Annotated in this window: 23 protein-coding genes; all 23 read right to left on the reverse strand. The window is 71.9% G+C overall.

Going from position 1 to position 25,935, the window contains the following annotated elements:
- Positions 1–224: 224 nt before the first annotated feature.
- The 23 genes from ACWD0A_RS23365 to ACWD0A_RS23475 all read right to left on the reverse strand — a co-directional run bounded on the left by ACWD0A_RS23365 (position 225) and on the right by ACWD0A_RS23475 (position 25,840).
- Positions 225–1,613, reverse strand: a complete 1,389-nt coding sequence (locus ACWD0A_RS23365) for an FAD-binding oxidoreductase (protein ID WP_451300979.1) — start codon at positions 1,611–1,613, stop codon at positions 225–227.
- 276 nt (positions 1,614–1,889) lie between these two features.
- Complete coding sequence (locus ACWD0A_RS23370; RefSeq protein ID WP_451300981.1) at positions 1,890–2,936, reverse strand: methyltransferase; 1,047 nt, start codon at positions 2,934–2,936, stop codon at positions 1,890–1,892.
- A 327-nt stretch (positions 2,937–3,263) separates the two neighbouring features.
- A complete protein-coding gene (locus ACWD0A_RS23375) occupies positions 3,264–4,322 on the reverse strand; it encodes a methyltransferase (protein WP_451300983.1) in 1,059 nt (352 codons plus the stop codon).
- An 80-nt stretch (positions 4,323–4,402) separates the two neighbouring features.
- Positions 4,403–5,917 carry an FAD-dependent monooxygenase gene (locus tag ACWD0A_RS23380; protein WP_451300985.1) on the reverse strand — a complete coding sequence of 505 codons (1,515 nt, stop codon included), beginning with the start codon at positions 5,915–5,917 and terminating at the stop codon, positions 4,403–4,405.
- 96 nt (positions 5,918–6,013) lie between these two features.
- Positions 6,014–6,853: an SDR family oxidoreductase gene (locus ACWD0A_RS23385; protein ID WP_451300987.1), complete on the reverse strand. Its 840-nt coding sequence runs from the start codon at positions 6,851–6,853 to the stop codon at positions 6,014–6,016.
- Positions 6,854–6,896: 43 nt separating this feature from the next.
- Entirely contained in the window at positions 6,897–7,385 is a 489-nt protein-coding gene (locus ACWD0A_RS23390) for a flavin reductase family protein (protein WP_451300989.1), read from the reverse strand.
- Between the two features lie 21 nt (positions 7,386–7,406).
- A complete protein-coding gene (locus tag ACWD0A_RS23395) occupies positions 7,407–8,231 on the reverse strand; it encodes an SDR family oxidoreductase (protein WP_451300991.1) in 825 nt (274 codons plus the stop codon).
- Complete coding sequence (locus tag ACWD0A_RS23400; RefSeq protein WP_451300993.1) at positions 8,228–9,058, reverse strand: NAD(P)H-binding protein; 831 nt, start codon at positions 9,056–9,058, stop codon at positions 8,228–8,230. Before ACWD0A_RS23400 ends, ACWD0A_RS23395 begins: the two co-directional genes overlap by 4 nt.
- Positions 9,059–9,069: 11 nt before the next feature.
- Complete coding sequence (locus tag ACWD0A_RS23405) at positions 9,070–10,194, reverse strand: acyl-CoA dehydrogenase family protein (RefSeq protein ID WP_451300995.1); 1,125 nt, start codon at positions 10,192–10,194, stop codon at positions 9,070–9,072.
- A 16-nt stretch (positions 10,195–10,210) separates the two neighbouring features.
- The gene (locus ACWD0A_RS23410; RefSeq protein ID WP_451300997.1) at positions 10,211–11,980 is read right to left on the reverse strand and encodes an FAD-binding oxidoreductase; all 1,770 of its coding nucleotides are present in this window, start codon (positions 11,978–11,980) and stop codon (positions 10,211–10,213) included.
- Position 11,981: 1 nt separating this feature from the next.
- A complete protein-coding gene (locus ACWD0A_RS23415; protein ID WP_451300999.1) occupies positions 11,982–13,595 on the reverse strand; it encodes an MFS transporter in 1,614 nt (537 codons plus the stop codon).
- A gap of 86 nt (positions 13,596–13,681) precedes the next feature.
- The gene (locus tag ACWD0A_RS23420; protein ID WP_451301001.1) at positions 13,682–14,260 is read right to left on the reverse strand and encodes a dTDP-4-dehydrorhamnose 3,5-epimerase family protein; all 579 of its coding nucleotides are present in this window, start codon (positions 14,258–14,260) and stop codon (positions 13,682–13,684) included.
- Positions 14,261–14,267: 7 nt separating this feature from the next.
- Positions 14,268–15,539: a nucleotide disphospho-sugar-binding domain-containing protein gene (locus tag ACWD0A_RS23425; protein WP_451301003.1), complete on the reverse strand. Its 1,272-nt coding sequence runs from the start codon at positions 15,537–15,539 to the stop codon at positions 14,268–14,270.
- A gap of 33 nt (positions 15,540–15,572) precedes the next feature.
- Entirely contained in the window at positions 15,573–16,067 is a 495-nt protein-coding gene (locus ACWD0A_RS23430; RefSeq protein WP_451301005.1) for a nuclear transport factor 2 family protein, read from the reverse strand.
- Between the two features lie 19 nt (positions 16,068–16,086).
- Entirely contained in the window at positions 16,087–17,586 is a 1,500-nt protein-coding gene (locus ACWD0A_RS23435; RefSeq protein WP_451301007.1) for an FAD-dependent monooxygenase, read from the reverse strand.
- A gap of 69 nt (positions 17,587–17,655) precedes the next feature.
- The gene (locus ACWD0A_RS23440; RefSeq protein WP_451301009.1) at positions 17,656–19,149 is read right to left on the reverse strand and encodes an FAD-dependent monooxygenase; all 1,494 of its coding nucleotides are present in this window, start codon (positions 19,147–19,149) and stop codon (positions 17,656–17,658) included.
- Between the two features lie 2 nt (positions 19,150–19,151).
- Positions 19,152–20,099 carry an aromatase/cyclase gene (locus ACWD0A_RS23445; RefSeq protein ID WP_451301011.1) on the reverse strand — a complete coding sequence of 316 codons (948 nt, stop codon included), beginning with the start codon at positions 20,097–20,099 and terminating at the stop codon, positions 19,152–19,154.
- 81 nt (positions 20,100–20,180) lie between these two features.
- Positions 20,181–20,966, reverse strand: a complete 786-nt coding sequence (gene fabG / locus ACWD0A_RS23450) for a 3-oxoacyl-ACP reductase FabG (protein WP_451301013.1) — start codon at positions 20,964–20,966, stop codon at positions 20,181–20,183.
- Positions 20,967–21,270: 304 nt separating this feature from the next.
- A complete protein-coding gene (locus ACWD0A_RS23455; RefSeq protein WP_451301015.1) occupies positions 21,271–21,540 on the reverse strand; it encodes an acyl carrier protein in 270 nt (89 codons plus the stop codon).
- Between the two features lie 47 nt (positions 21,541–21,587).
- Entirely contained in the window at positions 21,588–22,811 is a 1,224-nt protein-coding gene (locus ACWD0A_RS23460; RefSeq protein WP_451301017.1) for a ketosynthase chain-length factor, read from the reverse strand.
- A complete protein-coding gene (locus tag ACWD0A_RS23465) occupies positions 22,808–24,088 on the reverse strand; it encodes a beta-ketoacyl-[acyl-carrier-protein] synthase family protein (RefSeq protein WP_451301019.1) in 1,281 nt (426 codons plus the stop codon). Before ACWD0A_RS23465 ends, ACWD0A_RS23460 begins: the two co-directional genes overlap by 4 nt.
- Positions 24,085–24,411: a TcmI family type II polyketide cyclase gene (locus ACWD0A_RS23470; protein WP_451301021.1), complete on the reverse strand. Its 327-nt coding sequence runs from the start codon at positions 24,409–24,411 to the stop codon at positions 24,085–24,087. The genes ACWD0A_RS23465 and ACWD0A_RS23470 overlap by 4 nt, the downstream gene beginning before the upstream one ends.
- 508 nt (positions 24,412–24,919) lie before the next feature.
- A complete protein-coding gene (locus ACWD0A_RS23475) occupies positions 24,920–25,840 on the reverse strand; it encodes a hypothetical protein (protein WP_451301023.1) in 921 nt (306 codons plus the stop codon).
- Positions 25,841–25,935 lie beyond the last annotated feature (95 nt).

A 25,935-nucleotide genomic window follows, 5' to 3' on the forward strand; every position in this document is an offset into this window, starting at 1 on the left:
CCGCGCTGTCGAGGGAGGTCACCGCGGTCTCGGCTCCGTGGTCGGTGCCGGGGCGACGGGGGCGTCGTCGTGGGCGGGTGCCACGGCCGTCGGTTCCTGTGTCATGAACGGGTCTCCAAGGAGGTGGGTGCGACGGCTCGGGAACGCGGAAAGGGGACGCCGAAGAACGGCGTCCCCCAGGACGGTTCGGAGCGTCGCTCCGAGGTGTCAGCCCGCGGCAGGACTCATGAGGTCGCGGGCAGGATGTTGTGGTTGGAGCGGAACAGGTTGGCCGGGTCGTACTTCGCCTTGATCTGGGCGAGCCGTTCCCCCGTGGCACCCGGGAAGACCGCGTCCCGGATCTGTTCCTGGTCCACGTCCATGATGAAGTTGACGTAGGCGCCGGTGTCGGACTGCCGCATGGCGGCCGTGAACTCCTCGACCCAGCCCGTGTGCAGGTCGGCCTCGGCCGGGTCGGCGTAGACGGCGGAGAGGTGGGCCATGATCCTGCTCTGCCGGTGAGCGAAGGCCGTGGCCTCGGACGGGACCCGCGCGATGGCCCCGCCCAGAACGCGCAGCTGCGCCCCCGCGACCATGGCGCTGGAGGCGGTGACGTTCTCCAGGACGGTCTCGGCGGTGGGGCGGTCGACCCGGTCGATGAAGATGGTGCGCGACACGGAGATGGGGTGCTCCATGGGGTCCGCCGGGGGGAACATCCCGGGGTACGGCATGGCCTGCACCATGTCGGCCAGCGGCGGGGCGATGGCCCGGAACCGGCTGACGACCTTCTCGCCCTCCTCGGCGGGGCCGGCGTAGCACATCATCGCGAGGATGATCGGGCGGCCGTGGTACTCCTCGGGCACGAACGGGAACGGGGGTGCCGTCCACACGTTCACGATCGCGGAGAGCTCCTCGGGGGCGGCCTCGGCCTCGGCGACGAAGGCCTCCAGGATCTGGGGAGTCACCGGCAGCACCATCATGCCGCCGTACACGCCGTCGAGCCGGTGCAGGCGGAACTTGAAGCGGGTGACCACCCCGAAGTTGCCGCCGCCTCCGCGGATGGCCCAGAACAGGTCGGGGTGGTTGTGCTCGTCCACCAGCAGCAGTTCGCCGTCGGCGGTGACGATCTCCGCGGCGAGGACGTCGTCGATGGTCATGCCGTACTTGCGGGACAGGTAGCCGATGCCGCCGCCCAGCGTGATGCCCCCGACGCCGACCAGGGCGCCGTCGCCGAAGCCGGTCGCGAGCCCGTGCTCGGCGGCGGCCAGGGTGTACTCGCCCGCGGTGATGCCGGCCTCCGCCCAGGCCGTCCGGCCCTCGACGTCGATCTCCATCGCCCGCATGAGGGACAGGTCGAGGACGATGCCCCCTTCACAGACGCTGTGCCCGGCCGGGCTGTGTCCGCCGCCGCGTACCGCTAACGCGAGGCCGGTCTCCCGCGCCAGCGCCACGACGGCCGCGACCTGGTCGGCGTCCGTGGGGCGCAGGATGACGGCGGGCTTGCGGTCGATGTCGCCCGCGTACACGGCGCGCGCTGTTTCGTACTCGGCACCCCCAGGCCTGATGACCTGTCCGTACTGCTCATCGGTGAGGTCACCGATCGAAAGGGGAATGCGGCCGAGGGATGCTGTCACAGACTGGCTCCTTGGTGTCCATCGCTGATTGATTCGCGTCTCCCGTCCTTGGGATTCCGCAGACGTTCCGACCCTGCCACCTGATCGTTTTCGCTGTCAAACACCAGAGGAAAGGCCCGTTCGAACTCGGTTGGCATCGAGTTGTCTATTTCCGGCAGGCGGACATGCGCGGTCCCGGCGGATTTGGTGCGTGCGGAAGAACCATTTTCGGATCGCGGGGCCGACGCGTCACGGAGCGTTTCCGGCGCGGGAAGCGCTCCGAATGAAACGCCGTATTCAGATTGCCCTGGCCTCGATGAGGCAGAAGCCGGGCCCGCCGAGGGGTGTCACGGATACGATCTCGAGCCCCGCCCGGTGGCACACCTCGTCGAACTCCGCGCGGCTGCGTTCCCGGCCGCCCCAGTTCACCAGCATGTTGAGATCGCCGAGGTAGAGCCCGACGGCGTGCGGGTCGACCACCTCGGACAGGACGGGCTCCACGATCAGGACGCGTCCGTCGGCCGGCAGCACCTCGCGGATGTGGCTGAGGATCATGACGCACCGGTCGTCCGGCCAGTCGTGCAGGATGCTCTTGACGAGGTAGATGTCGGCGCCTTCGGGAACCGACGTGAAGAAGTCGCCCGGCACCGGGGAGCAGCGTTCCGTGAGGCCCTCGCGCCGCAGCGTCTCCGGCGCCTGGGCCAGGCCCTCCGCTGTGTCGTAGAGGATGCCGCTGAGGGAGGTGTGCGCCCGCAGGACGCCGGCGAGCAGGGTGCCGTCGCCGCCTCCGATGTCGGCGACCGTGCCGAAGCGGCCGAAGTCGAAGGCGTCCGGGAGCACCTCGGCGGTGGCCCTGGTCGCCTGACTCATCGCCTCGTTGAATCCGGCGGAGCGCTCCGGGTGGTCCTTGAGATAGCTGAAGAAGTCCTTGCCGAAGGCCTTCTCGAACGAGGTGTCGCCGGTGCGGACGCTGTCCGCCAGGTACTCCCAGCCGGGTCGCATGACCTGCTCCATGAACCCGGAGGAGGTGACCAGCGAGGCCAGGGAGCCGGCCCGCCCCGGGTCGAGGAGGGCGCCCGCGGAGGTCACCGAGAAGGCGCCCGGCGCGGACTCCTCGAGGAGGCGCAGGCCCGCCAGGGCGCGGAGCAGCCGCAGGGTGGGCTGCGGTGCCGTGCCGGCCTCCTCGGCCAGGTCGGTGGCGAGCCTCTGCCCGTCGCCGATCAGCTCGATGATCCTCAGGTCGATGGCCGCGCGCACGGTGTGCGCCGCCAGGCTGCCGAACATGAGTTGAACGACGTATCCGCGGTCCTCCGGTGCGGCCGCCCGGACCTCTTCGTGCGCCACAGTGCTTCCCCTTCCGCTGTCTGTGCGTCCTATGCGCTGCGCTGCCGGTCCGGTCGGCCGATCCGGGGGCGAACTCCGGGTGGAGTCGTCCCCTCTGGTTTTGGGCGCCCGGACTGTGCCACCCGCACCTTTTCCTGTCAAACCCGGGATGAAGCCCTCGATCACATTCGGCCACGGTTGGAGTTTTCGCTACCCGGGGTGGATTCACGCGATCGACAAGGGTTATTCCCTGGCTCTTTCTGGGCTCACCAGCCGCTTTCTCACGATTCGGACTCCTGGCCCGATCGGGATCCCGGGAATTCATGAAGAATTCGTCGTGGCCCGCGCTCAGGCGGTCGACTTCACGAGTGTGAGCAGGCGTGCGCCGTAGGCCAGGGTCTCGGACACCGAGTCGATCCTCATGCCCGCGGCGACCGCGAGTTCCCGCCACTGCGTGTAGGTGCGTTCGCGCCCCCCGAAGTAGGCCATCATCCGGATGTCGCCGCTGGTGAAGCCCGGGTCCGGCTTGGCGGGCGACTGGTCGGCGCACTCGACGAGCAGCACGGAGCCGCCCGGCTCCAGCGCCTCCGCGCACTGGCGCAGGATGCGTACGGCGTCGTCGTCGGACCAGTTGTGCAGGACGAACGACAACGTGATCAGGTCGGCTGTCACCGGCAGCGGGTCGAAGAAGCTGCCGTCGACGACGGTGACCTTGCCGGCCAGTCCGGTCTCCTCGAACTTCGCTCGCGCCCTGGCCGCCGGGCCGGGGAGTTCCAGCAGGGTGGCGCTGATCCCGGGCTCCTTCGCCAGCACGGTGGCGATCAGATCGCCGTCAGCGCCGCCCACGTCGAGGAGATGGCGTACGCCGGACCAGTCGTGCCGCTCGACCGCCTCGCCGAAGATGCGCTTCTGGCCGTGTGCCATCAGGTCGTAGAAGGTGGCGCCGAGGAACGCGTCGTCCGAGACGTCGTCCCAGAACTCCCTGCCGTACCGCTTCTCGTAGACGGAGCCGCCGTCGTGGACGGCTTCGAAGAGGTGGACGAGCGAGAGGTCCGCCCGTCCGATCATGTGCGTCGGGTCCAGCCAGCCCGCCTGGGACACGGGGTGGCCGTGGGCGAGCAGTTCGCCGAGGGCGGTGGGCGCGTAGTGGCCCGGGGTGGTCTCCGCCAGCACCTCGACGGCGACCAGGTGCCGGATCACCCTTCCCAGCGTTTCCCCATGGGAGTCGGTGGCCTTCGCGAGCGACTCGACATCGTCGAGGCCGTTCTGCATGTGGTCGACGAGCCGGAGGTTCGCGGCCACCCGCAGGGCCATGGGGGTGACCAGGTCGGCGAGCCGCATCAAGGTGGCGAACTCCGGGGGGAGTCCGGCGACGGCGGTGGGGGGCGTCAGTTCGTCCTGGGGCATGTGATTCTCCGATCAACAGGGCCGATGTGAGGTGGTGTCAGGGCGCGCCCCGTGGTGCGCGGCACGCGTGCGGCGGTGGCTCAGCGCCTGCGGGCGGGACCGAACCACCGGGTGAGCGCAGACCTGAGGGCCGCGGTGGGTGCAATGGGTGCGGTGGGTGCGGTGGGTGCCGCCCAGACGACGTGGCCGTCGGGGCGGATCAGTACGGCCCGGGGGGCCGGGACGTCGCCGATCACCGGGTACGTCCACCGCTCGTCCGGGCACTCCGCCTCGACGAGGTCCACCCGGTCCGTCCAGCCGTCGAGGGCGGTACGGAGACCGGGCCGGCCGGTGAGGTCGAGGAGAACGGGGCGTCCGGCGTGCATCAGCTCGAAGACGCGCGTCTGCCCGGAGGGTGTCTTGACGTCGAGGTCGGGCATCCGGCGGCCGAGGGCGGGGTGGCCGTCGTCCACCGCGTAGTGGACGTCGAGCTGGGTGCAGGCCCCGCCCAGATACCGATTGGCGTCCTCGAACCGGACGAGGGAGCCGAACACCTCGCGGAGCGCCTCGGTCTGGGCGTCCGGGCGCCACAGGGCGGTCTGTGCGCGGGTGCTGACGAGCATGCGCTCGGTGGCCGGGTGCCGTTCGGCGTGGTAGCTGTCGAGCAGCTCCTGGGGGGCTTGCCCGCGTACCACCGCGGCGAGCTTCCAGCCCAGGTTGACGGCGTCCTGGAGGCCCAGGTTCATGCCCTGTCCGCTGGAGGGGAAGTGGATGTGCGCGGCGTCCCCGGCGAGTAGGACCCGTCCTTCGCGGTACCTGTCGGCCTGCCGGGCGGCGTCGCTGAAGCTGCTGAGCCAGTGCGGGCTGTGCATGCCGAAGTCCGTGCCGGCGATCCTGAGACACGCCTGGCGGAGTGTCTCCAGGGTCACCGGCGTGTCCCGGCTCGTGACCTTGTCGAACTCCATGGTGATCACCCGGTGGGTGCCGGGAACGTCGGAGTCGAAGATCATGAAGGAGCCGTGCTCCCGTCGGCCCTCGGGGCCGAAGACGATTCCGGCGGGCGGGTCGGCGAGTACGACGTCGCCGAGCAGGGCGGTCACTGTCGCCGGTGTGCCGGGGTAGCCGATGCCGGCCAGCCTGCGTACGGCGCTGCGGCCTCCGTCGCAGCCCACCAGGTAGTCGGCCCGCAGGAGCTCGGTGCCGCCGGCCCCGGCGATCCGGACCTCGACGCCGGTCCCGCCCTGACGCAGCCCGACGACCTCGGCGGAGCGGCGCAACCGTACGCCCAACTCGTGCGCGCGCTCCTCCAGGAGTTGCTCGACCCGGGACTGGTGGAGGGCGAGGGCGTACGGGTGTCTCGTCGGGAGGTTCGCTATGTCGAGGGGGATGAAGGAGAAGTGTGCGAGCGGCCCCGTCCGGCCGGCCGCGAGGAACCGGTCGGCGATACCGCGCTGGTCGAGGAGTTCCACGCTCCGGGCGTGGAGGCCGCCGGCCCGTGACTCACCGCTCCGCTCCGCGAGCCGTTCCAGCACCAGTACGTCGACGCCCGCGAGCCGCAGCTCGCAGGCGAGCATCAGCCCGGTCGGGCCGGCACCGGCGATGATCACATCCGCCACAGGACACCTCTCTCGTTCCGCCATCGATCCGCAGCAAGTGCTGAGTTCACGGCTCCACGGCCGTGGTGGGGGAGGCCGTCGGCCGCCCGTCGCCCCCTATCGGAAGCCGGCCGCGTGGTCGGCGGCCCACTGGTCAAATGTGCGTGCCGGGCGGCCGGTGACCTCCTCGACCGTCGGTGAGATCTCCGCTGGCACCCCGACCCGCCCCGCGTGGAACCGGAGGGACATGTCCGCGAGTTCGGCCGGGACCCCGTCGCGGAGCATCCGCTCGCGCGCGGTTGCCGGTGACACCTCCTCGTACCGCACCGGGCGTCCGACGGCCGCGCCGATCCGCCTGGCCTGCTCCGCCTGGGTGAGCGGCTCGGGCCCGGTCAGGTGGTACCTCGCGCCCGCGTGCCCGTCCGTCAGCAGCGCGCGGGCTGCGACGTCCGCGATGTCGCGCTCGTCGATGAGGGCCATCTCGACCGAGGCGTAAGGGCCGCGCACCACACCACCGGCGCGGATCTGGGGTGCCCACTGCAGGGTGTTGAGGGCGAACGCGCAGGGCCGGAGCAGGGTCCACTCCAGCCTGGACGCCTCGACCTCGTGCTCGGCCTCCTTGTGGTACGCCACGATCGCGTTGTCGCCGCCGTCGGTGTCGTACTGGACGGACGCCGAGGAGAGCAGGACGACGCGGCGCACCCCGCGTTCCCTCGCGGCCTCGAGGACGGGGCCCGCCGCACCGGGTGCGGGGAACAGGAACAGCGCGGTGACGCCGTCCAGCGCCTGCGCCACCGTCTCCGGCCGGGTGAGGTCGCCGCCCACCACGTCGGCGCCCGCCGTGAGGTGGGCCCTTTGGGGCCGGCGGGTCAGAGCGCGTACGGACTCGCCCGCGGAGAGCAGGCGGTCGACGACGTGGCGACCGACGTTCCCGGTCGCTCCGGTCACCAGAAACACGGGCGCCTCCCTTTCGGCGACCCTCCGGGTCGCCTCGGTTCCGTCATTCCGCACGTGATCGCTCCCTCAGGCTGGCGAAGCGGCCGCCCTGGAAGATCAGCGGCCGTGCGCCGGCCCCCAGGGACCAGTCCTCGGCCTCGGCGATCACCAAGTGGTGATCGCCTGCGACCTGGACCGTCCTGATCCGGCAGTCCAGCCAGCCGAGTCCGTCCGCCGCCACCGGGCGCCCGGCGGGGGTGCGGGCCCAGTCCCGGCCCGCGAACCGGTCCGCGTCGGGCGCGGAAAAGGCGCGGCAGACCTCTTCCTGCTCGTCGCTGAGGATCGAGACGGCGAAGCCGCCCGTGGCCCGGATGGCCGGCCACGTGGTCGAGGTCAGCGCGGCGCAGAACGCGACCAGGGGCGGATCCAGTGACACGGAGGTGAAGGAGTTCACCGCCATGCCGACCGGCCCGCCGTCCGACTCCGCGGTCACCAGCACCACTCCGGTGCCGAAACATCCCAGTACGTCGCGGAAACTGCGCTGGGTCAGCACGGTCCGATCCCTTTCCCGGGGTCAGCGAAACGCGTCGGCGTTGTCGCGCGCCCACTCCGCGAAGGTCCGTGCCGGCTTGCCCGTGACCGTCTCGACGGTGGGCAGGGCCTGGGTCTCCTCGGTGGTGGGGCTGCCGAGGAACTCCAGGGTGGCGGCCACGATCTCGGCCGGCATGTGCGCGGCCATCTGCTGCGCGGCCGCTGCCGGGCTGATCTCCTCGTGGCGTAGCGGGCGGCCGATCGCCTCGCCGATGGCCGCCACCTGTTCGACGGGGGTGATCGCCCGGGGGCCGGTGAGGGCGTAGGCCGCGCCGGCGTGCCCGTCCCGGGTGAGCGCGGTCCGGGCCACGGCGGCGATGTCGCCGGAGTGGATGGCGGGCAGCGCCATGTGGGCGTACGGGGTGCGGATCACGTCGCCGGCCGCGAGCTGGGCCCGCCAGGACCGGGTGTTGGAGGCGAACTGGCCCGGACGCAGGATCGTCCACTCGAGGCCGGACTTCCGCACCGCCTCCTCGGCCTCCTGGTGCACCCGGCCGATGAAGGAGTCGGGGCGGGTCTGAACGGCCATGCTGGACAGCAGCACGACCCGCCGTACCCCGGCAGGGGCCGCCTCTTCGAGCACGGCGGCCTCGTTCCCCGACATCATCAGGAAGAGGGATTCGACGCCGGCGAAGGCCTTGGCGAGCGACCGGGGGTCGCCGAAGTCTCCCTGGAGCACGTCCACGTCGGCCGGGAGCGCGGCCCGCGACGGATCGCGGGTGAGCGCGCGGACGGCGATGCCCTCGGTGCGCAGTTGGCGCAGAAGTTCGCCGCCGACGTTGCCCGTGGCTCCGGATATCAGAATCATGACGTCACCTTTCGGAAGGAGTCGGTGTGGTCGGCCACCCACTGGGCGAAGGTCAGCCCGGGCCTGCCCAGGAGGGGGTCGACGGGAGAGATCTCGTGCGGGCGGCCGACGAACTTCGCGAACATCGTCAGCCGGGCCTCCACGGCGTGCGGGGGGACGCCGGTCCGGAGCCACTCGTGCCGGGCCTCGTCGTGTGTGAGCTCCGTGAAGCGGACCGGCTCGCCGGTCACTTCGCCGATGATCCGTGCCCGGTCGGCGTAGCTGAGCGACTCGGGGCCGCTGAACAGGGGGGTGGCTCCGACGAGTTCGTCGGTGAGCAGGGCGCGTGCGGCCACCGCCGCGATGTCGCGTTCGTGGACGGGGGCGGTGCGCGCGTCCCCGAAGGGCGAGCGGGCGACGCCCTCCGTCCTGATCCGCTCGGCCCATTCCAGGGCGGTGGCCGCGAACCCTCCGGCGGGGCGCAGGAACGTCCATTCCACACCGGTCTCCTCGATCTGGCGTTCCAGCTCCCGGTGTTTCACGCCGATCATGTTCCTGGGGTCGTCGTCGAGGACCGAGTAGGACGACAGGGCGACGATGCGGCGGACTCCCGCCGCCTTCATCCGGGCGATCGGTTCGGCGGAGCCGCCCGGAAACGCGTTCATGACGAAGAAGGCGGAGGTGATGCCGTCCAGGGGCAGGTCGGCGGTGGCGGCCACCTCGACCTCGGCGGGCAGATCGGCCCGGTCCGGGTCGCGGCTGAGTGCCCGGACCTCGCGGCCGGCTGCGAGGAGTTCGTCCACGAGGGGCCGGCCGACGTGTCCGGTGGCTCCGGTTACCAAGATCATTGCCTTCTCCTTCAGGAGGGTCCGACGAGACCCTGGAGGTGCATGGTGTAGGCGAGGCCCGCGGGTTCGAACTGCATGACCGCGTGGCTGGCGACCGAACGGACGTCCCGCCAGTACCGCCCCAGTGGGTGCCCGTCCCCCTGGGCCCTGGTGCCTCCGATCCTCAGCAGCCGGTCGGTCGCGCCGATCAGCATCTGGAGCGCCAACGCGCAGTCCCTGCGGTTGCGGAGCGCGAGTTCCGGCGGTACGGCGGCGCCGTCCGCGACGGCGGCGGCCCGTTCCAGCAGCAGCTGGGCGGCGTCGATCTCTCCGGCGGCCCGGGCGAAGTCCACCTGGTAGGGCTGGCCGGCCGCGGCCCGGGGGCCGGTCGGGGGGACCGCCACGAGCTGCTCGGCGATGGCGAGCGCGGCCCGCGCGGCGCCCAGGACGGGAGCGACGAACATGAGGCCGCTCACGGCGGGGTTCGACAGCTGGGTGCGCCCCGGCAGGCCCACCATCACGCCCCGCATGGCGTCCTCGCGCAGGCAGGTCCGGTGCTCGGGCACGAACACGTCGTCCAGGACGAGCGTGTGGCTGCCGGTGCCGCGCATGCCCAGCGAGGACCAGGTCTCCTCGTACGTGTAGTTCTCGCGCGGCACCGCGAAGAGCCGCATCGGCTGTCCGCCGGACTGCGGGCCGGGGGCGGGGCCGGTCAGCAGCGCCCAGCCGAAGTGCTCGACGCCGCTGACGTAGGTCCAGGACCCGGAGAGCCGGTACCCGCCGTCCACCGGGACCGCGGTGCCCAGCGGCTTGAAGACGATCGCGGCCATCACGTCGGGACCGTCGGCCCAGATCTCCGCCTGGCCCTGCTCCGGCAGGCAGCACACGTACCGGGCGGAGTACGCGGCGACACTGGCGAGCCAGGCCGCCGAGGGGCACTCCTCGGCCAGCTTCGCCACCGCGGCGGTCAGGTCCGTGTGGCTGCGGTCGGGTCCTCCCCAACGGGTCGGCACTCGCCAGCGGGCGAACCCGGCGTCCACCATGGCCCGGATCACCTCCGGACTCACCCTGCCCTCCGCGTCGGCCCGCTCGGCCTGCGCTCCGGCCAGCTTGCCGAGCTCGTCCATCGCCGCCTGTGTCTCTGTGGAGAGTGACATGCCGGTTGTTCTCCTTTCACGCGCCGTCGGAGACGGGCGGGATGTTGTGGTTGACGCGGAACAGGTTGTGCGGGTCGTGGGCTGCCTTGAGTTCGGTGAGCCGCCGGTAATCGGACTCCGCGAAGGACCGCCGGACGTGCTCGGGGCCGGAGTCGTGGTCGAACAGGAACCCGGGCAGCACGGTGCCGGTGTCCCAAGGCCTCAGCCGTGCCATCACCTCGTCCGCGGCCCGGCGCACCGCGGCCGTCTCCTCCGCGGGGGCGGGCATCCGCAACCACAGGTGGAACGCCGCGTCCCTGGCGCCGACGGCGTGCGGACGTCGGGGCGGCCGGCTCAGCGCCCCGCCGAGGTGGCGGAGCTCGAGGCCGGGGAACGGCCCTTCGGGCACCGCCGGTTCGATGAACGAGACCAGCGTGTCGACGGCCGCGTCGTCCAGGTCGTACAGCAGCGCGCTCCGGAAGTGGACCCTGACGGGGTTCTTCGGATCGTGGTGCATCTCGGTGATCCGCGCGTACGGCATGGCGGCGCAGGTGTCGCTCTCGGGGGCGAGCGCGCGCAGCGGTTCCACCAGTCGGGCGCCGCGCGTCTCGTCCCCGGTGTAGACGATGTGCACCTGCACGAGCGAGCGGCCGCGGAGCTCCTCGGACAGCTGAGGCACGTCGGGGAGCCGCAGCAGTGTCACCGAGGACGACATCTCGTCCGGCTGCTCCTTGGCCCACGCCAGGTAGGAGCGCACGACGTGCGCGGCGTGGTCGGGGTCCTCGCCCGGGTAGTAGAGCTCGCCTCCGTAGACGGTCCGCAGCGGCACCAGGTCGATCTCGGCCGTGGTCACCACGCCGAAGTTGCCGGTGCCGCCCCGAACCGCCCAGAACAAGTCGGGTTCCAGGGTCGGGGAGACGGTGCGGACGATGCCGTCGGCGGTGACCAGTTCGAGGGAGCGGACGTGGTCCGCGGCGAAGCCGTGGCTGCGGCAGGTCAAGGGCAGTCCGCCGCCGGTGAGGTAGCCCATCACCCCCACCTGGTCGGAGGAGCCGCACAGCGGCGCGAGGCCGTGCTCGGCCGCGGCCGCGAGCACGTCGCCCCAGCGCAGCCCGGCCCCGATACGGGCCGTCCGGGCCCGTGGATCGACCGAGAGTTCGCGCAGCTCCCGCGTCGAGACGAACACGGCGCCGTCGGCGGGCACGGACCTTCCGTGTCCGGTGGACTCCACCGCGACCGGCCGGTTCGCCGTGGCGGCGAACCGGATGGCGGCGCTCACGTCTTCGGCGTCGGCGGCGACGACGACGCCGGCGGGGCGGTGCTCGACGGTGAGCAGCCAGCCCGAGGTCGCCTCCTCGAATCCGTCGTCGCCGGGGTGGAGCGTGCGGCCGCGGATCGGCGCGCCGAGGCGCACCACGTCGTGCCAGGGTGCCGGTGCGTCACCGACGCGTTCGCCCGCGGACTCGGCGGTGGTGGTGTGCACCCGCACGCCGTCGGGCGTGTGGATGCGGGCGGTGCCGACTCCTGTGTGCGTGTCGCCGTCGAGGCGGGCGTCGACGTGTGCCTGGAGGTACCCCGCGTGGCCGCTCGACGGGATGAAGGTCTCGGTCAGTTCGTACGAGAACCGCCCCGCCTCCTGGGCGGCCCAGGTCCCGGTGCCCACGGTGACCGGGGTCCGCAGGGCAATCGTTCCGTCCGGGGCGAAGGAGATCGTGTAGGGGTCGGTCCGGCCGTCGTGGTGCACCGCGCCGGTCCAGACGCCGACGGGGCTCGAGCCCGCGTCGGCCCCGGAGTTCGTGTCCAGCATGTCAGCCATCCGTCTTCTCTGAGGACTTCGCCGTATCGGCCGTCTCCGCGAGGGGCGGAGGGCCTGGCATGGAGGTGCGGCGCAGCAGGGTCGCGGCCGCCGCGGCCAGCAGAGCGGCCAGCACTGCTCCGACGAGCGCGGTGGTCTGGAGGCCGTACACGAACGCCTCACGGGCCACGGACAGCAGCCGCAGGCCGTCGGCGGCCGGCAGCGTGTGAGCGATGTCCACCGTGGCGGCGAGGGTGTCCCTGGCCGCGTCGCCGACGGGGGCGGGCAGCCCCTCGGGGAGCGTGTCGGCCAGGCGGGCCCGGTACACCGCGAAGCCGACGCTGCCGATGAGCGCGATCCCGAGGGCGCTGCCGAGCTCGGAGCCGGTCGCGCTCATGCCGGACGCGGCACCGGCCCGCTCGGGCGGGGCGGCTCCGACGATCATTCCGGTGCCCAGGACCGTCAACGGGCCGAGGCCGAGGCCGATGACGGCCGTTCCGGCCACCGCGAGGACGAGGTCGGGGGGGCCGCTGACGCGGCTCAGCAGCACCATGCCGAGTGCGGCCACCACCAGGCTGCCGGACAACAGGGTGCTCAGCCTTATACGTCCGGCGAGCGCGGGGCCCCCCATGGAGCCGACGAAGACTCCGAAGGTGATGGGCAGCGACCAGAGCCCGGCTTGGACCGGGGACAGTCCCCGGACCAGCTGGAGGTACTGCAGGACGACGAACTGCGATCCGGCAGCCAGCAGGGTGGCGAGGACCACCATGCCCAGCGCGATGCCGAACAGCCTGTTGCGGAAGAGCGAGAGGTCGACCAGCGGTTGCCGGAGCCGGCGCTGGCGGGAGAGGAAGAGCGCCGCGAGGACCGAACCGACGACGAGGGCGGTGCCCGACGCGGGGCCCGGCCCGTCCTGGGCGACGCGCTTGATGCCGTAGATCAGGGCGAGCATTCCGATGACGGACACGATCGCGCTGGGGAGGTCCGGGCGCGCGACCGTGCGATCCCGGTACTCGGGCAGTACCAGCGGGCCGAGGATGACGAGCAGCACCATCACGGGAACGCCGAGCAGGAAGACGGAGCCCCACCAGAACCACTCCAGGAACGTGCCGCCGACCAGGGGACCGATCACGGTGCCGACGCCGAAGAAGCCGGTCCATGCCCCGATCGCGGTGCCCTGCTGCTTGGGGTCCTGGAACATGATCCGGATGAGGGAGAGGGTGGAGGGCATCAGAGTGGAGCCCGCGATGCCCAGCAGCGCCCGCGCGGCGATGAGCATCGCCGGGTTGACGGAGAAGGCCGAGACGACGGAGGCCGCTCCGAAGGCCACGGCGCCGATCAGCAGCAGCCGTCGGCGTCCGATCCTGTCGCCGATGGCACCCATGGGGATGAGGAAGCCGGCGATGAGGAAGCCGTAGATGTCCACGATCCACAGCAGTTCGGTGTTGCCGGGCCGCAGGTCGGCGGTGAGAGTGGGCAGTGCCAGGTGCAGGACGGTCAGGTCCATGGCGATGAGCATGGTGGGAAGCGCGAGGACCGCGAGCCCCAGCCACTCACTCCGGGTCGCCCGCGGCGGTGCCGCCGTACCCACGTCGGTACTCAAAGAAGGGTCTCCTTGCGTTGTCATTGGGTGGACGACGGGTCCCGATGAGCCGGATCAGGGCCGACTCGGGACGGGGGGACGTGGCGCCGGCTCAAAGGAGGCGGCGGGTGTCAGGGACGCACGTCGTGCCAGTCCGCGAGCGTCCCCGCGGCGAGCGCCGCGCGCAGCCCGGGGGCGTTCGCGTCCTTCTCCGAGATCAGCGGGGGTTCGCTGTACCCCCACGGGAGCGCCAGGTCCGGGTCGAGGGGATCGATGTCGATCTGCGTGCCGGGCACGTACGCCGTGGAGACCACGTAGCAGACGCAGGCGTCGTCGGTGAGCGACAGGAATCCGTGCCCGACCCCCTCTGGCACGTACACGCACCGCCCCGATTCGGCGTCCAGTCCGGTCACGTGGTGCCTGCCGAAGGCGGGCGAGCCGACCCGCAGGTCGACGACGATGTCGCGGAGCGCCCCCCTCACGCAGGTGACGTATTTGGCCTGCCCCGGTGGCACGGCCACGCCGTGAAGGCCGCGGAGGGTGTTGCGCCGGGACGTCGAGTAGTTGATCTGCTCGGGCCGGAAGGGGCGCCCGGTGACGGCCTCGATCCGGTCGGAGCGGAACGCTTCGAAGAACGTGCCCCGCTCGTCGGGGATCTGGCGCGGGGTGAACACGAAGGCGCCCGGCACCCGGGTCTCGGTCACATCCATGCGCGGTTCAGTCCCGTGTGCGGTACTGCGCGGCCATGCGCTCCAGTACGGGCACGATCTCCCCGGGGCCGGGGGCGGCGGTCATGTCGGCGTACACGGCGGCGGTCCCGCGCCGGAACGACGGCTCGGTCAGCATCCTGGACAGCTCGCCGCCCACCTGGGCCGCGGTCAGTCCTTCGCTGGGGAGAACGACACCCGCGCCCTTCGCCTCCAGATAACGGGAGGTGTTCAGGGCGCTGCCCAGCTCCTCCCTGACGATCATTTGGGGCACCCGATGCGCGGCCGCCGCGAAGAAGGTGCCGAAGCCGCCGTGGTGGATGACGGCCGAGCAGGTCGGCATGACCTGCGTGAGCGGGACGTAGTCGAGGAGCCGTACGTTGTCGGGGACGCGCGCGTCCTTCCCCAGCTGGTCCGCGTTGACGGTGGCGACCACCTCGACGTCCATGCCGGCCACCGCCTCGAAGGCGGCCGTGACCCGCGCGTCGGGACCGTCGTGGACGGTGCGCCCGGTCACGCCCAGGGACAGACACACGCGGGGCCGCGACGGCGGCCGCGTCAGCCATTCCGGCACCGGGCCGGCCCCGGTGTACGGCACCCAGCGCATCGGGATCCGGCGCAGCCCCGAGGGGCCGGGCAGCCGTGTGGGGACGGGGTCCACGGTGAAGTCGCCGAGCAGCAGCTCCTCGGAGAAGTCGTGGCCGAACCGTGCGAACACCGGCGTCAGCAGCGCGGCCAGCGGGTCGGTGGCCGGGCTCACCCCGGAGGCCGGGTCGTTCATGCGGGCGACCAGACGGCTGCGGATCCAACCGAGGTAGTCCGGGCCCCACATCAGCCGGGCGGACGCGGCCCCGGACTCGCGGGCGGCGACCGCCCCCACGGGGCAGGCCGGGTCCCAGATCACCAGGTCCGGTGACCAGCCGCGGGCGAACTCGACGAGCTGGTCGGAGAGTTCCTGTCGCCCTTCCTCGTCGGGGTGGTACCGCTTGTTGGCGGCCACCAGGTAGTAGCGGGTCGCCCGCCAGAGCTGGTCCTCCTCGGAGCCGGGCTCGAAGCCGAGCGCGTCGCTGAAGCGGTCCAGCTCCGTGTCGGTGATCGGTGCGGGCGGCGAGGTGCGCTCCCCGATGCCGACCGCGGTGAGACCGGCCGCGGTGATCTGTTCGACCAGGCCGGTGTTGCCGGCGACCCGCACGTCGTGGCCGGCGCTCTGGAGCGCCCAGGCCAGCGGGACGCTCGGGTACAGGTGAGCGGTCAGGGGGGCGACCGCGATGAGTATCCGCATGTGAATGGTCCTACTTGTCATTTGTGGATGGCCTTACGTGGCGTGGTCGCCGGCCTGTCCGGGTGGCGTGCCGTGGGTCCAGACCACCTCGAACGCCAGCCGGGTGAAGCGCCAACCGGCGTCGGTCCGCACCGCCTCGCCTTCGAAGCGGTCTCCGACCTGGAAGGGCTCGGGGGTTCCTGTCGTCTCGGGCGGACGTCGCGGTGTCGCGGCGTGGGGGTGCAGATGGGTGGCGATCAGGTTTCCGCTCACCCGCGCCCGGTCCCCGTCGATCTCGACGAGGTGGCCGGCGGCGACGTGGTGGGTCCGCTGCCACTTGCCCATCATCGCGGCGGTGAACGCGGCCATACCGGCCACGCCGTCATGGCTGCCCCGCACGAACTGGAACCGGCCGTCCTCGGTGAAGACCGACCGGGCCCAGGCGTCGTCGAACTCCGCCGCGTCCAGGCCGGCCAGATAGCGGTCGACGAGCTCCCGCACGTCCATCCGGTCGGCGAGCAGGCGCAGCCGGCCCGAGTCGTGTGCCATGTGTGGTCCTCCTCCGCTCTCAGCACACCGGGGTGGCGCGGGCGCCGAACCAGCGGTGCAGCGCGTCGGCCAGTTCCTCCTCCTGCCCGCCGGGGGCCGCCCAGGCGACGTGCCCGTCGGGCCGCACCAGCACGGCGTCCAGCCGTGGGACCGAGGGGTCGACGGCCGGTTTGACGGTCACCACGTCGACCCGGTCGGCCCATGGCCCCGCCACCTGCCGTAGGGAGGGGGCGTCGCCGGCGCTGAGGAGGAGACCGCGCGCGCGGCGCAGCAGCGGGAAGACCGTCGTCGTCCCCGTCTCGCCGAGGAGGTCGAGGTCGGGCATGCGCAGGCCGAGCAGCGGGTGGTCCCCCGGGCCCATCGGGTAGCGGATCTCCAGCCCGCTGACCATGCCGGCCAGGTGCCGGTGCACGACCTCGTGTTCGGCGAGTTCGCCGAGCATGTCCCGGAGCGGCTGCATCTCGGTGCCGCCCAGGAAGAGAAGCCCCTGGGCGCGTGTGTTGTTGAGGAGCCGCTCGCCCACCGCGTGCCGCTCCTCGTGGTACGTGTCGAGCAGCGTGTCAGGGGCCCGGCCGCGCACGACGGCGGCGAGCTTCCAGCCGAGGTTGAAGGCGTCCTGGATACCGGTGTTCATGCCGAGCCCGCCGGCCGGAAGGTGGACGTGCGCGGCGTCACCCGCGAGCAGCACCCGCCCCCTGCGGTACTCGGTGGCGAGCCGCGTGGCGTCGCCGAAGGCGCTCACCCACAGCGCCTCGCCGTGGCTGATGTCCTCGCCGGTGAGCCGCTGCCACCCGGCGGCGACCTCGCGGAACGTCGGCGGCTCGGTGCGCTGTCGCGGTGGTGTGTTCCGTTCACACACCACGATCCGGTCCACCCCGTCGCCGAGGGGCGCCGCCATCGCGACGCCTCCGGGCAGCCACTCGCCGATGAAGCGGGGCCGGATGGCGCAGCCCCGGACGTCGGCGAGGAAGAGTTCGAGGGTGGCGGGGGTGCCGGGGAAGTCGAATCCGGCCAGCCCGCGCACCGTGCTGCGACCGCCGTCGCACCCGACCACGTACCGTGTGCGCAGCCGCAGGGGCCCGTTGGGTCCCTCGACCCGTACCTCCACGGTCTCGCCGTCGTCGGTCAGGCCGACGACCTCGTGGCCGCGGCGCAGGTCGCAGCCGAGCTCGGCCACCCAGTCGCGCAGCATGGACTCCGTGTGAACCTGCGGCAGGTTCACGACGGCCGGATGGACCCGGGGTACGACCCCGAAATCCAGCGGCAGTCCGCCGAAGTGGCCGCGGGTGGTCGTCTGTAGCGCGGTGCCCACCGCGCCGAACCTGTCCACGAGGCCGCGCTGGGCGAACACCTCCATGGTCCTGGGCGTGAAACCGAGCCCGCGTGATTCGGTAGTCGGTTCGGACAGCCGGTCGAGCACGACGACGTGGACCCCGGCGAGGCGCAGTTCCCCCGCGAGCATGAGCCCGGTCGGACCGGCGCCGACGACCACGACCTCCGCGTCGATTGCGGCATCCATCAAAGGTCTCCTGTTCGGATTCCGGGCCCCGTGCCCGGGAAACGGATGGGCGCCCCCTCTCGACGCGGATCACCGGAGCGGCCGGGGCGGGCCGAACCAGCGGTCAAGCGCCGCACGGAGCGGTGTCGTACCGTCGTCGACCCATGCGACGTGGCCGTCGGGGCGGAGCAGCAGCCCACGGAGCGCCGTGCCGCCCGACTCGTACGGGGACCCGGGGCCCTCCGGCGGTGCGGCCGCCACCACGCGGACCCGGTCCGCCCAGCCGGTGACGAGCTCGGATGGCAGGCCGGCGGAGAAGTCGAGCAGCACCCCGAGGCCGGTGCGGAGCAGCTCCGCGGGGCGGGTGGGGCCGGTCTCGGTGATCAACTCCCGGTGCGGCACCCGGGCGCCGACGAGCGGGGCGGCGTCCTTGCCGTCGCGGTAGCGGACGTCCAGGCCGCTGATCATGTCGGCCAGGTGCCCGACCACCTCGTCGTGGCCGAGCAGCTCGGCCACGACCGCGCGCATCGGCTCCACCTCCGCGCCGCCCAACAACAGGATGGCCTGCGCCTCGATGTTGGCGAGCACACGGCGGGCCACGGCGTGCCGTTCCTCGTGGTAGGTGTCGAGGAGGCCGGCCGGGGCCCATCCGCGTATCCGGGCCGCGAGCTTCCAGCCCAGGTTCACGGCGTCCTGGAGGCCCAGGTTGAGGGCCTGCCCGCCGACCGGCATCTGCGCGTGGGCGGCGTCCCCGGCGAGGAGGACCCGGTCTCTCCGGTACGTGTCGGCCAGCCTGCGGGCGTTCCCGAAGGCGTTCACCCAGATCGGTTCGCCGGCGCCGATGTCCTCGCCGGTGACCCTCGCCCAGACGGCGGCGACCTCGGCGAACTCCGGTGCGCGGACCCGTGGGGCGGCGGTCCTGCCGAACTCGTGCACCATCACCCGGGTGATCCCGTCGGGCCGCCGGTGGGCGATGGCCAAGCCGTGCTCGTGGCGTTCGAACCGCCGTTCGGGCACGTCGATGCCGGCGACGTCCGCGCGGAGCAGCTCCCGGGTCGCGTCCGTCCCGGGGAAGGCGAAGCCCGCCAGCCGGCGTACGGCGCCGGCCTCGCCGTCGCAACCGACCAGGTAGGAACCCCGGATGTGGACGTTGCCCGCGGGGCTCACCGCCTCGGCCTCGACCTCCGTCGGGGTCTGCCGCAGGCCCACGAGCTCGTGGCCGCGCCGTACGACCGCGCCGAGACCGGCCGCCCAGTCGCCGAGCAGCCGCTCGGTGCGGGCCTGCGGCGCCTTCCACTGGCCCGGGTAAGGGCTGTCCAGCCCGCCGAAGTCGAGGGGGATCCCACCGAAGTGCCCCTTCGTGTCGCGGGGTACCGTGCCCAGCGCGGCCAGCAGCCCGCGCTGGTCGAGGATCTCCATGGTGCGGGCGTGCAGGGTCGACGCCCGCGACTCGGTGGTGGGCGCGGGCAGCCGCTCCAGGACGGTCACGCGCGCCCCGCCGGTCCGCAGTTCTCCGGCGAGCATCAGGCCGACCGGCCCGGCGCCCACGACGATCACGTCGGTGTCCAGTGAGTGCGTGGCCATGGTCACCGCCGGGGCTTCGCCTGGTTCTCCGCGTGCCTCTTCGCGTGGCCGAGCGTCGCCACGCTGTTCGTGCTGAGGGCGCTGCGCACATACTCCCGGGCGTCCGCGAGGGTCGCCGCGGAGCCGAGCACCCGGGCGATGTTGGCGGTGTTCAGGACCACGGTGTGCTGCGAAGAGGCGGCGACGCCCCGCTCGTTCTCCGTGAAGGTCCAGTAACCGGTGTGGAGCGTCATCAGGGCGGGCAGGGTGACCTGCTTGTACGCGATCCTGTGGTGCGGGAAGGTCACCCGGTACGACTTCGTGGTGTGCGTGGAGCCGTCCCGCGCGCGGGTGTCCATTTCCAGGGTCTGGAGGCCCGGCGTGTCCTCTTCCAGGCGGGCGCTCGCCACGTGCGGGAGACGCTCGGCCCACAGCCCCGCCTCGTTGACGAAGTCGTAGACGTCCTTGGCCTGCCCCTGGATCTGGACTGTGTCCTCGAAGGAGAGCGTGATCTCCTGGGAGGCGTGGGCCAGTTCGACGTTCTGCTTCAGGGCGGCGAGTTCGCTGCGGGAGTTCCGGTCGACGGCCTCGTCGATCCACTTCAGGCTCTCGGGACGACTGTCGACCGCCCGGAAGTCGTGCAGCAGCCGGACCCGCGACGCCGCGTCGGAAAGCGGCTCGACGATCCAGGTGCCGCCCATGGCGGCGACCGGCGGGGTGGAGATCTCCTGTCGGAAGGTGATCCGCAGCCCGCGAGGGTCCAGGGTGCGGTGCGACGTCCAGGTCTTGGCCTCGCCGTTGGCGGTGGCCCAGATCCGTATGCGCTCCTCGTCCGCACCGCGCTCCACGTGGTCGACGCAGATGGTGGGCGGGAAGATCCGGGGCCAGTTCTCCACCTCGGCGATCAGGCGGTAGACGGCGGCTGCCGGGGCGCCGATGGTGATCTCGTGCTCGACCAGGCGGTTTGTCATCGGTCCACTTCTCTCGGTCCTCTTCTCGGCTTCTCGGCCGTCTGTTCTCGTCCGCTTCGCTCGGTTCTCTTCAGCGTCGGCTCAGAAGTTGCCGAGGCCGCCGCAGACGTTCAGCGCCTGTGCGGTGATGGAGGCGGCGGTGTCCGAGGCCAGGTAGCCGACGAGTCCCGCGACCTCCTCGGGGGTGGAGTAGCGGCCGAGCGGGATCTTCGCCTGGAACTTCTGGAGGATGGCCTCCTCGCTCGTGTCGTAGGCGGCGGCGTAGCCCTGCCGGACGCGTTGCGCCATTGGGGTCTCGACATAGCCGGGGCAGACGGCGTTCACGGTGATCCCGGTCGGGCCCAGCTCGTTGCCGAGGGCCTTGGTGAGGCCGACGACGCCGTGCTTGGAGGCGGAGTACGGGGCACCGAGCACCACGCCCTGCTTGCCGGCGGTGGAGGCGATGTTGATGATCCGGCCGCGGTTCTTGTGCCGCATGCCGCCGGTGTTGAGCACCTCACGGGTCATCAGGAACACGCTGTTGAGGTTGGTGTTGATGACGTCGAACCAGAGCTCGTCGGCGATGTCGGCGGTGACCCCGCCACCGGACCGTCCCGCGTTGTTGACCAGCACGTCGATCGTGCCGAAGCGGTCGACGGCCTGCCGTACGAAGCGCTGGACGTCCGCTGGGGAGCGGACGTCACAGGGGGCGCCGTCGACGTCGAGTCCCTCGGCGACGAGCTCCTTGACAGTGCGGGTCACACTGTCCTCCGTACGGGCACAGAGGAACACACGGTGGCCCTGGCGGGCCAGCAGCCTGGCCGTCTCCAGGCCGATGCCGCTCGTGGCGCCGGTGACGACCGCGACCTTCGGTGCTTGCTCCGTCATGCTGACTCCTGACTGGCTCGGTGGGCACGCCGGCCGCCGGCGCGGTACGGCCGTGCGGCCGGCGTGGAGGAAGGGCGCGCCGCGGCCCCGCCGGCCCCCGGCCGGGACCGGGGGTCGACCGGCGGGGCCGGGTGGGGGTGCTTCTGCGGATGCCGGGCGGCGGTCGTGAGGGGGCACGGGGCCGTTGCCGCGGCGTTTTCGGTCTCAGGACGGGTGAGCGCGCGGGCGACGGACCGCTTGCGGCCGCGGCCGCTACCGTGGGGGGCCGGTCCCGGCCGGGGAGCGCTCACGCACGTCCTCACCGTCAGGCGGCGCCGGACGGCACCAGGATGCCGTTGACGGCCTCGATCAGGGCACGCGGCGTCGTGGCCTCGGTCAACGTGTCGTCGTCCAGCGTCACGCCGAGCTCTCGCTCGATGCGGCTGCTGATCTCCAGCATGGCCAGCGACTCGTAGCCGAGTGACTCGAAGTCGGTATCGAGGATGTCTCCGTCGAGGTCGACGCTTTCGTCCACGCCGGCACCCTCACGCAGGATGCGCTTCAGGTCGTCGACGGTTAACACGGTGGCGGACATGAATGGCTGTCCCTTCCTCTCGATGGGGCGGTCACTGCGGTGGTGCGTCATGCGGCCCGCACCACGAGCGCGGAGTTGAAGCCGCCCTGGCCGCGGGCGATCACCAGGGCGGAGCGGACCGTCGCCGTGCGCTCCTGGCCGACGACCAGGTCGAGGTCGTACGAAGGCTCGGGGCGCACCCCGATGGAGGGCGGGATCACTCCGTCGCGCATGGCGAGGAACGCGGCGGCCACGTCCAGCGGCGCCGCGCCCGAGTAGAGGCGTCCGGTCATGGTCTTGGGCGCGGTGACCGGAACGGCCCGCGGTCCGAACACGGCGGAGATCGCCTCGGCCTCGATCCGGTCCAGCTCCGGGATCGCGGCCGCGTCGGCGAACACCACGTCGATCTCTTCCGGGGCCACGCCGGCATCGGCCAGCGCCAGTTCCACGGCCCTGGTCAGTCCGGGGGGCCGGCCGCTGTCCGGCCTGGGGTCCAGGGTGGAGCCGTAGCCGGCGATCTCTCCGTAGATCGTCCGGGCCCCTCGGGCACGGGCGCGCTCGAGGTCCTCGAGGACCAGCAGGGCCCCGCCCTCGCCCGGCACGTGTCCGTGGGCGGCGGCGTCGAAGGGCAGATAGGCCCGCTCCGGGTCCTCGCTCGTGCTCAGCCGGCCACCGGCCATCTGGGCGACCCAGCCCCACGGGCAGATCGAGGCGTCGATGGCTCCCGACAGGACGAGCCCGGTGCCCTTGCGGATCTGCCGCCGGGCCTGGGCGATCGCGTCGAGGCCGCCCGCCTGGTCGCTGACGACCACACCGCTCGGGCCGCGCATGCCGTTGCGGATGGAGATCTGGCCGCTGTTGACGGCGTAGAACCAGGCGAACGACTGGTACGCGCTCACATGGCGGCCGCCCCTGCTCCACAGCGCTTGGAGCTCCCGCTGGCCGAACTCGAAGCCGCCCGAGGAACTGGCCGTGATCACGCCCATGTCGTACTCGGGCAGGGCTCGCGGGTCGACGCCCGCGTCGGCGAGCGCCCAGTCGGCGCTCGCCAGGGCGATCCGGGTCATCCGGTCGGTCTGGGGCAGCAGCCGGCCCGGCAGGTGGTCCTCGGCGACGAAGTCGTCGATCTCCCCAGCGAGCCGGGCCGGGTACTGCGTGGGATCGAACCGCGAGACGCGGCCGATGCCGCTGACGCCCTTGCGGGCCGCTGCCCAGTACGTGTCCGTGCCGCAGCCATTGGGCGCGGCCACGCTGAGACCGGTGACGACAGTCCTGACAGCGGCGTCGCTCATGTCGCGCTCCGTTCGGGACGGGCCAGCACCATGGCGCTCTGGAAGCCGCCGAAGCCGCTGCCCACCGAGAGGACGGCGTCGGTCCGCCAGTCACGTGCCGTCAACGGCACGTAGTCCAGGTCGCACTCGGGGTCGGGGGTGTGCAGGTTGGCGGTCGGCGGAACGACGCCGTGCTCCATCGCGAGCGTGCTGGCGGCGATCTCGATCGAACCGATGGCGCCGAGCGAGTGACCGACCATCGACTTGATCGAACTGACCGGCGTCCGGTAGGCGTGCTCGCCCAGGCTGCGCTTGAAGGCGGCGGTCTCGTGCCGGTCGTTCTGCTTGGTGCCCGAGCCGTGCGCGTTGATGTAGTCGATGTCGTCGGGGTTGAGCCGGGCCTCGTCCAGGGCGACCCGGATCGCCTCGGCCATCTCCCGTCCGTCGGGGCGCAGGCCCGTCATGTGGAAGGCGTTGCTGCGCGTGGCGTAGCCGGCGACCTCCGCGTAGATGTGCGCGCCGCGGCGTCGGGCGCTGTCCAGTTCCTCCAGGACGAAGACGGCCGCTCCCTCGCCCAGGACGAAGCCGTTGCGGGTGCGGTCGAAGGGGCGGGAGGCGTGCTCGGGGTCATCGTTGCGCGAGGTGGTCGCCTTGATCGCGTCGAAGCAGGCCACCGTGATCGGGGAGATGGGAGCGTCCGAGGCGCCGGCCACCATGATGTCGGCCGAGCCCTCACGGATCAGCTCGGTGGCGTAGCCGACCGCGTCGAGACCGGAGGTGCAGCCGGTGGACACCACCGTCGCGGGGCCCTCGGCGCCCACGCTCCAGGCCACTTCGGAGGCGAAGGAGCTGGGCACCAGGTAGTTGTAGAGGTGCGGGACGGCGTAGGTGTGGTCGACGAGGTCGAGGCGTCCGCTGTCGCTGACCGCGCGGTACTCCTGGTCCAGGCCCATGGTGGCGCCGACCGCGCTGCCGATCGTCACGCCGGTGCGGTGCGGGTCGAGGGCCGCGAGGTCCAGTCCGCTGTCCGCCACCGCCTCCCGCGCCGTCACCACGGCGAACTGCGCGGCCCGGTCCATCCGCCGGATCTGCTGGGTGGTCAGTCCGAGGAGTTCGGCGTCGAAGTCGACCTCCGCGGCGACCTGTGAGCGGAAGGGGCTCGGGTCGAAGAAGCTGATGCGACGCGTGGCGGTGCGGCCGTCGGTCAGCAGGCTCCAGAAGTCCTTGCTGCCCACGCCGCCGGGCGCGGTGACGCCGATTCCGGTGATGACCACCCGTCGGACGCGCGGCGCGCTCACTGGGCGGCCCAGTGGTAGAAGCGCCGCGCCATCGCGTCGGTGGGCGAGCGCCAGGTAGCCGGGTCGTAGGCGGTGATGAACGGCTTCAGGTCCTGGCTGATGGTGACGAACCGGGGGTCGGTCTTCGCCGCCTCGACGCGCTCTCCGCCGTCTTCGCTGTCGAAGTCCTGCAGGTGGAAGTAGAGGCCCCGGTACGAGAAGAGCTGTCGGCGCCTGGCTCCCATCCGGTGGGGCATCTCCGTCTCGTCGAACGCGCCGAAGAGGCTCGCGACCTTGGCGGCCGAGTGGGGTTCCATCCGGGCCACGATCAACGTGCTGTGCATCCACATCTCCTTGTTGTCGGGCTGATGAGCCGGGACCCGCTCCGGCGTCGCGGCTCGCGCGCCGACGGCTGTGTCCCGGGACGTCCTCATGAGACGGGCACGCAAGCGGCGCACCGAATGTTGCATCGGTGCGCCGTGCGAGAAATCAAGTGATGACGCATCGGGCCGGAAGGGGAATTCCCGTGCACGGCCTTCGAATTCTCCAGTCGGCCGATCGGCACAGTGCTGAGGAAGTTAGTGAACAGCTTCTTCGTGGAAAGGGAGAATGTCAACGCCTCTTCCTCAAGGCAGCGACAGGCGTGAGTCAGAGAATGGTTAAATCACGCTGCCCGAACGACGCGGTTTCACCTGATCAGGGTGCGGATTCGGGAGGGATTCGGATTGACCTGTGGGTCTTTTCGGAAGTCATGGGGGAGAGGGCGGCGGCGGGGCCCTTGACCCTGGGAGGGGGTACAACGACAGTGGGCACGGCCGAGGCCGTGCCCACTGGTTCCGGAGAAGTGATACGTCAGGTGTGACCGCCCGTGCGCGCTCCGAGGGACCGCAGGACATCCTCCTCGTGGTAGAAGGTGCGCCCCTTGCCGGTACGGCGCCGCCACCGTTGTTCGCTGGCGTGGCGGTACACGCTGCCGGAGGGGACGCCCCAGAGGAGGGAGATGTCCCGGGCGCCCAGCCATCGCACCGCCGGCGCCGGAGGAGGCGTCGGGCGGCCGGCCGGGAGCACGGGACCAGCCGGCCGCTCCGTCCGGTCCGCCGACGCGTCGCGGCCCAGCGCCATCCACTCCCGCGCCGACCAGCGGTGCGAAGGGTCCGTGGCGCAACTGATCTCGACCGGCGCATCGCCCGGGCCGGCGCGGACCACGGCGGTCAGCCCACCCTCGCAGCCCGCCACCACGCATGTTCCGACGCGCATGCCCCGTCCGGCGGGCGGGTCGATCACATACCGGGCCCGGCGTACCGCCCGCGCCGCCTCCTGGGACAGCTCGCCCGCGGCTTCGTGGGCGGCCAGCCAGTCGGCGTGCCGGACGAGGAACTCGGCCACACCGGCCACAGTGTCCCGGGGCGCGGCGACGCCCCGCTCACCCACGACCAGCCCGGCCCAGGAACGAAGGATGCCGAGGACCAGGGAACGGGCCTCGGCCGCCGCCGTGTTGAAGGGAAGCCCGGGCAACGAGCCCCCGCCGGACGTGCGGTCGCGGGGCCGGTCGGAGCCGCCGAGGAGCAGTCCGCACTCGTGGTAGAGGCGGGGCAGTCGCGTCAGGTCGTCGGTCAGGCGGAGGGCGCAGGCGGGGCAGAGCCGGGTACCGGCGACGCGGCCTCGGGGGCGCCCCGATTCCCGACTTCGGTCACGGCATGTGATGCCCTCGCATGCCGCGAGGTCCGCCTCCGTGGAGGGCACTCGTGTCGTGCCACCGAATTCTCGTGTCATGTCACCCCTGTCTCGAGTGGGGCGAATGTATTTCGCGTATTCGGCGCCCGGCAAGGAAAGCACCGCTCCCTGTCGGTTCCCTGTAGTGGACTTTT

This window comes from Streptomyces sp. NPDC002867, from assembly GCF_053591895.1.

Bases quoted from the DNA above. Each gene is read 5' to 3' on its own strand.
- ACWD0A_RS23470 (WP_451301021.1), bottom strand. From the start codon at position 24,411: ATGCACAGCACGTTGATCGTGGCCCGGATGGAACCCCACTCGGCCGCC.
- ACWD0A_RS23435 (WP_451301007.1), bottom strand. From the start codon at position 17,586: ATGGATGCCGCAATCGACGCGGAGGTCGTGGTCGTCGGCGCCGGTCCG.
- fabG (WP_451301013.1), bottom strand. From the start codon at position 20,966: ATGACGGAGCAAGCACCGAAGGTCGCGGTCGTCACCGGCGCCACGAGC.
- ACWD0A_RS23395 (WP_451300991.1), bottom strand. From the start codon at position 8,231: ATGATTCTGATATCCGGAGCCACGGGCAACGTCGGCGGCGAACTTCTG.
- ACWD0A_RS23430 (WP_451301005.1), bottom strand. From the start codon at position 16,067: ATGGCACACGACTCGGGCCGGCTGCGCCTGCTCGCCGACCGGATGGAC.
- ACWD0A_RS23375 (WP_451300983.1), bottom strand. From the start codon at position 4,322: ATGCCCCAGGACGAACTGACGCCCCCCACCGCCGTCGCCGGACTCCCC.
- ACWD0A_RS23475 (WP_451301023.1), bottom strand. From the start codon at position 25,840: ATGACACGAGAATTCGGTGGCACGACACGAGTGCCCTCCACGGAGGCG.
- ACWD0A_RS23455 (WP_451301015.1), bottom strand. From the start codon at position 21,540: ATGTCCGCCACCGTGTTAACCGTCGACGACCTGAAGCGCATCCTGCGT.
- ACWD0A_RS23415 (WP_451300999.1), bottom strand. From the start codon at position 13,595: ATGACAACGCAAGGAGACCCTTCTTTGAGTACCGACGTGGGTACGGCG.
- ACWD0A_RS23410 (WP_451300997.1), bottom strand. From the start codon at position 11,980: ATGCTGGACACGAACTCCGGGGCCGACGCGGGCTCGAGCCCCGTCGGC.
- ACWD0A_RS23445 (WP_451301011.1), bottom strand. From the start codon at position 20,099: ATGACAAACCGCCTGGTCGAGCACGAGATCACCATCGGCGCCCCGGCA.
- ACWD0A_RS23405 (WP_451300995.1), bottom strand. From the start codon at position 10,194: ATGTCACTCTCCACAGAGACACAGGCGGCGATGGACGAGCTCGGCAAG.
- ACWD0A_RS23460 (WP_451301017.1), bottom strand. From the start codon at position 22,811: ATGAGCGACGCCGCTGTCAGGACTGTCGTCACCGGTCTCAGCGTGGCC.
- ACWD0A_RS23400 (WP_451300993.1), bottom strand. From the start codon at position 9,058: ATGATCTTGGTAACCGGAGCCACCGGACACGTCGGCCGGCCCCTCGTG.
- ACWD0A_RS23440 (WP_451301009.1), bottom strand. From the start codon at position 19,149: ATGGCCACGCACTCACTGGACACCGACGTGATCGTCGTGGGCGCCGGG.
- ACWD0A_RS23420 (WP_451301001.1), bottom strand. From the start codon at position 14,260: ATGGATGTGACCGAGACCCGGGTGCCGGGCGCCTTCGTGTTCACCCCG.
- ACWD0A_RS23425 (WP_451301003.1), bottom strand. From the start codon at position 15,539: ATGCGGATACTCATCGCGGTCGCCCCCCTGACCGCTCACCTGTACCCG.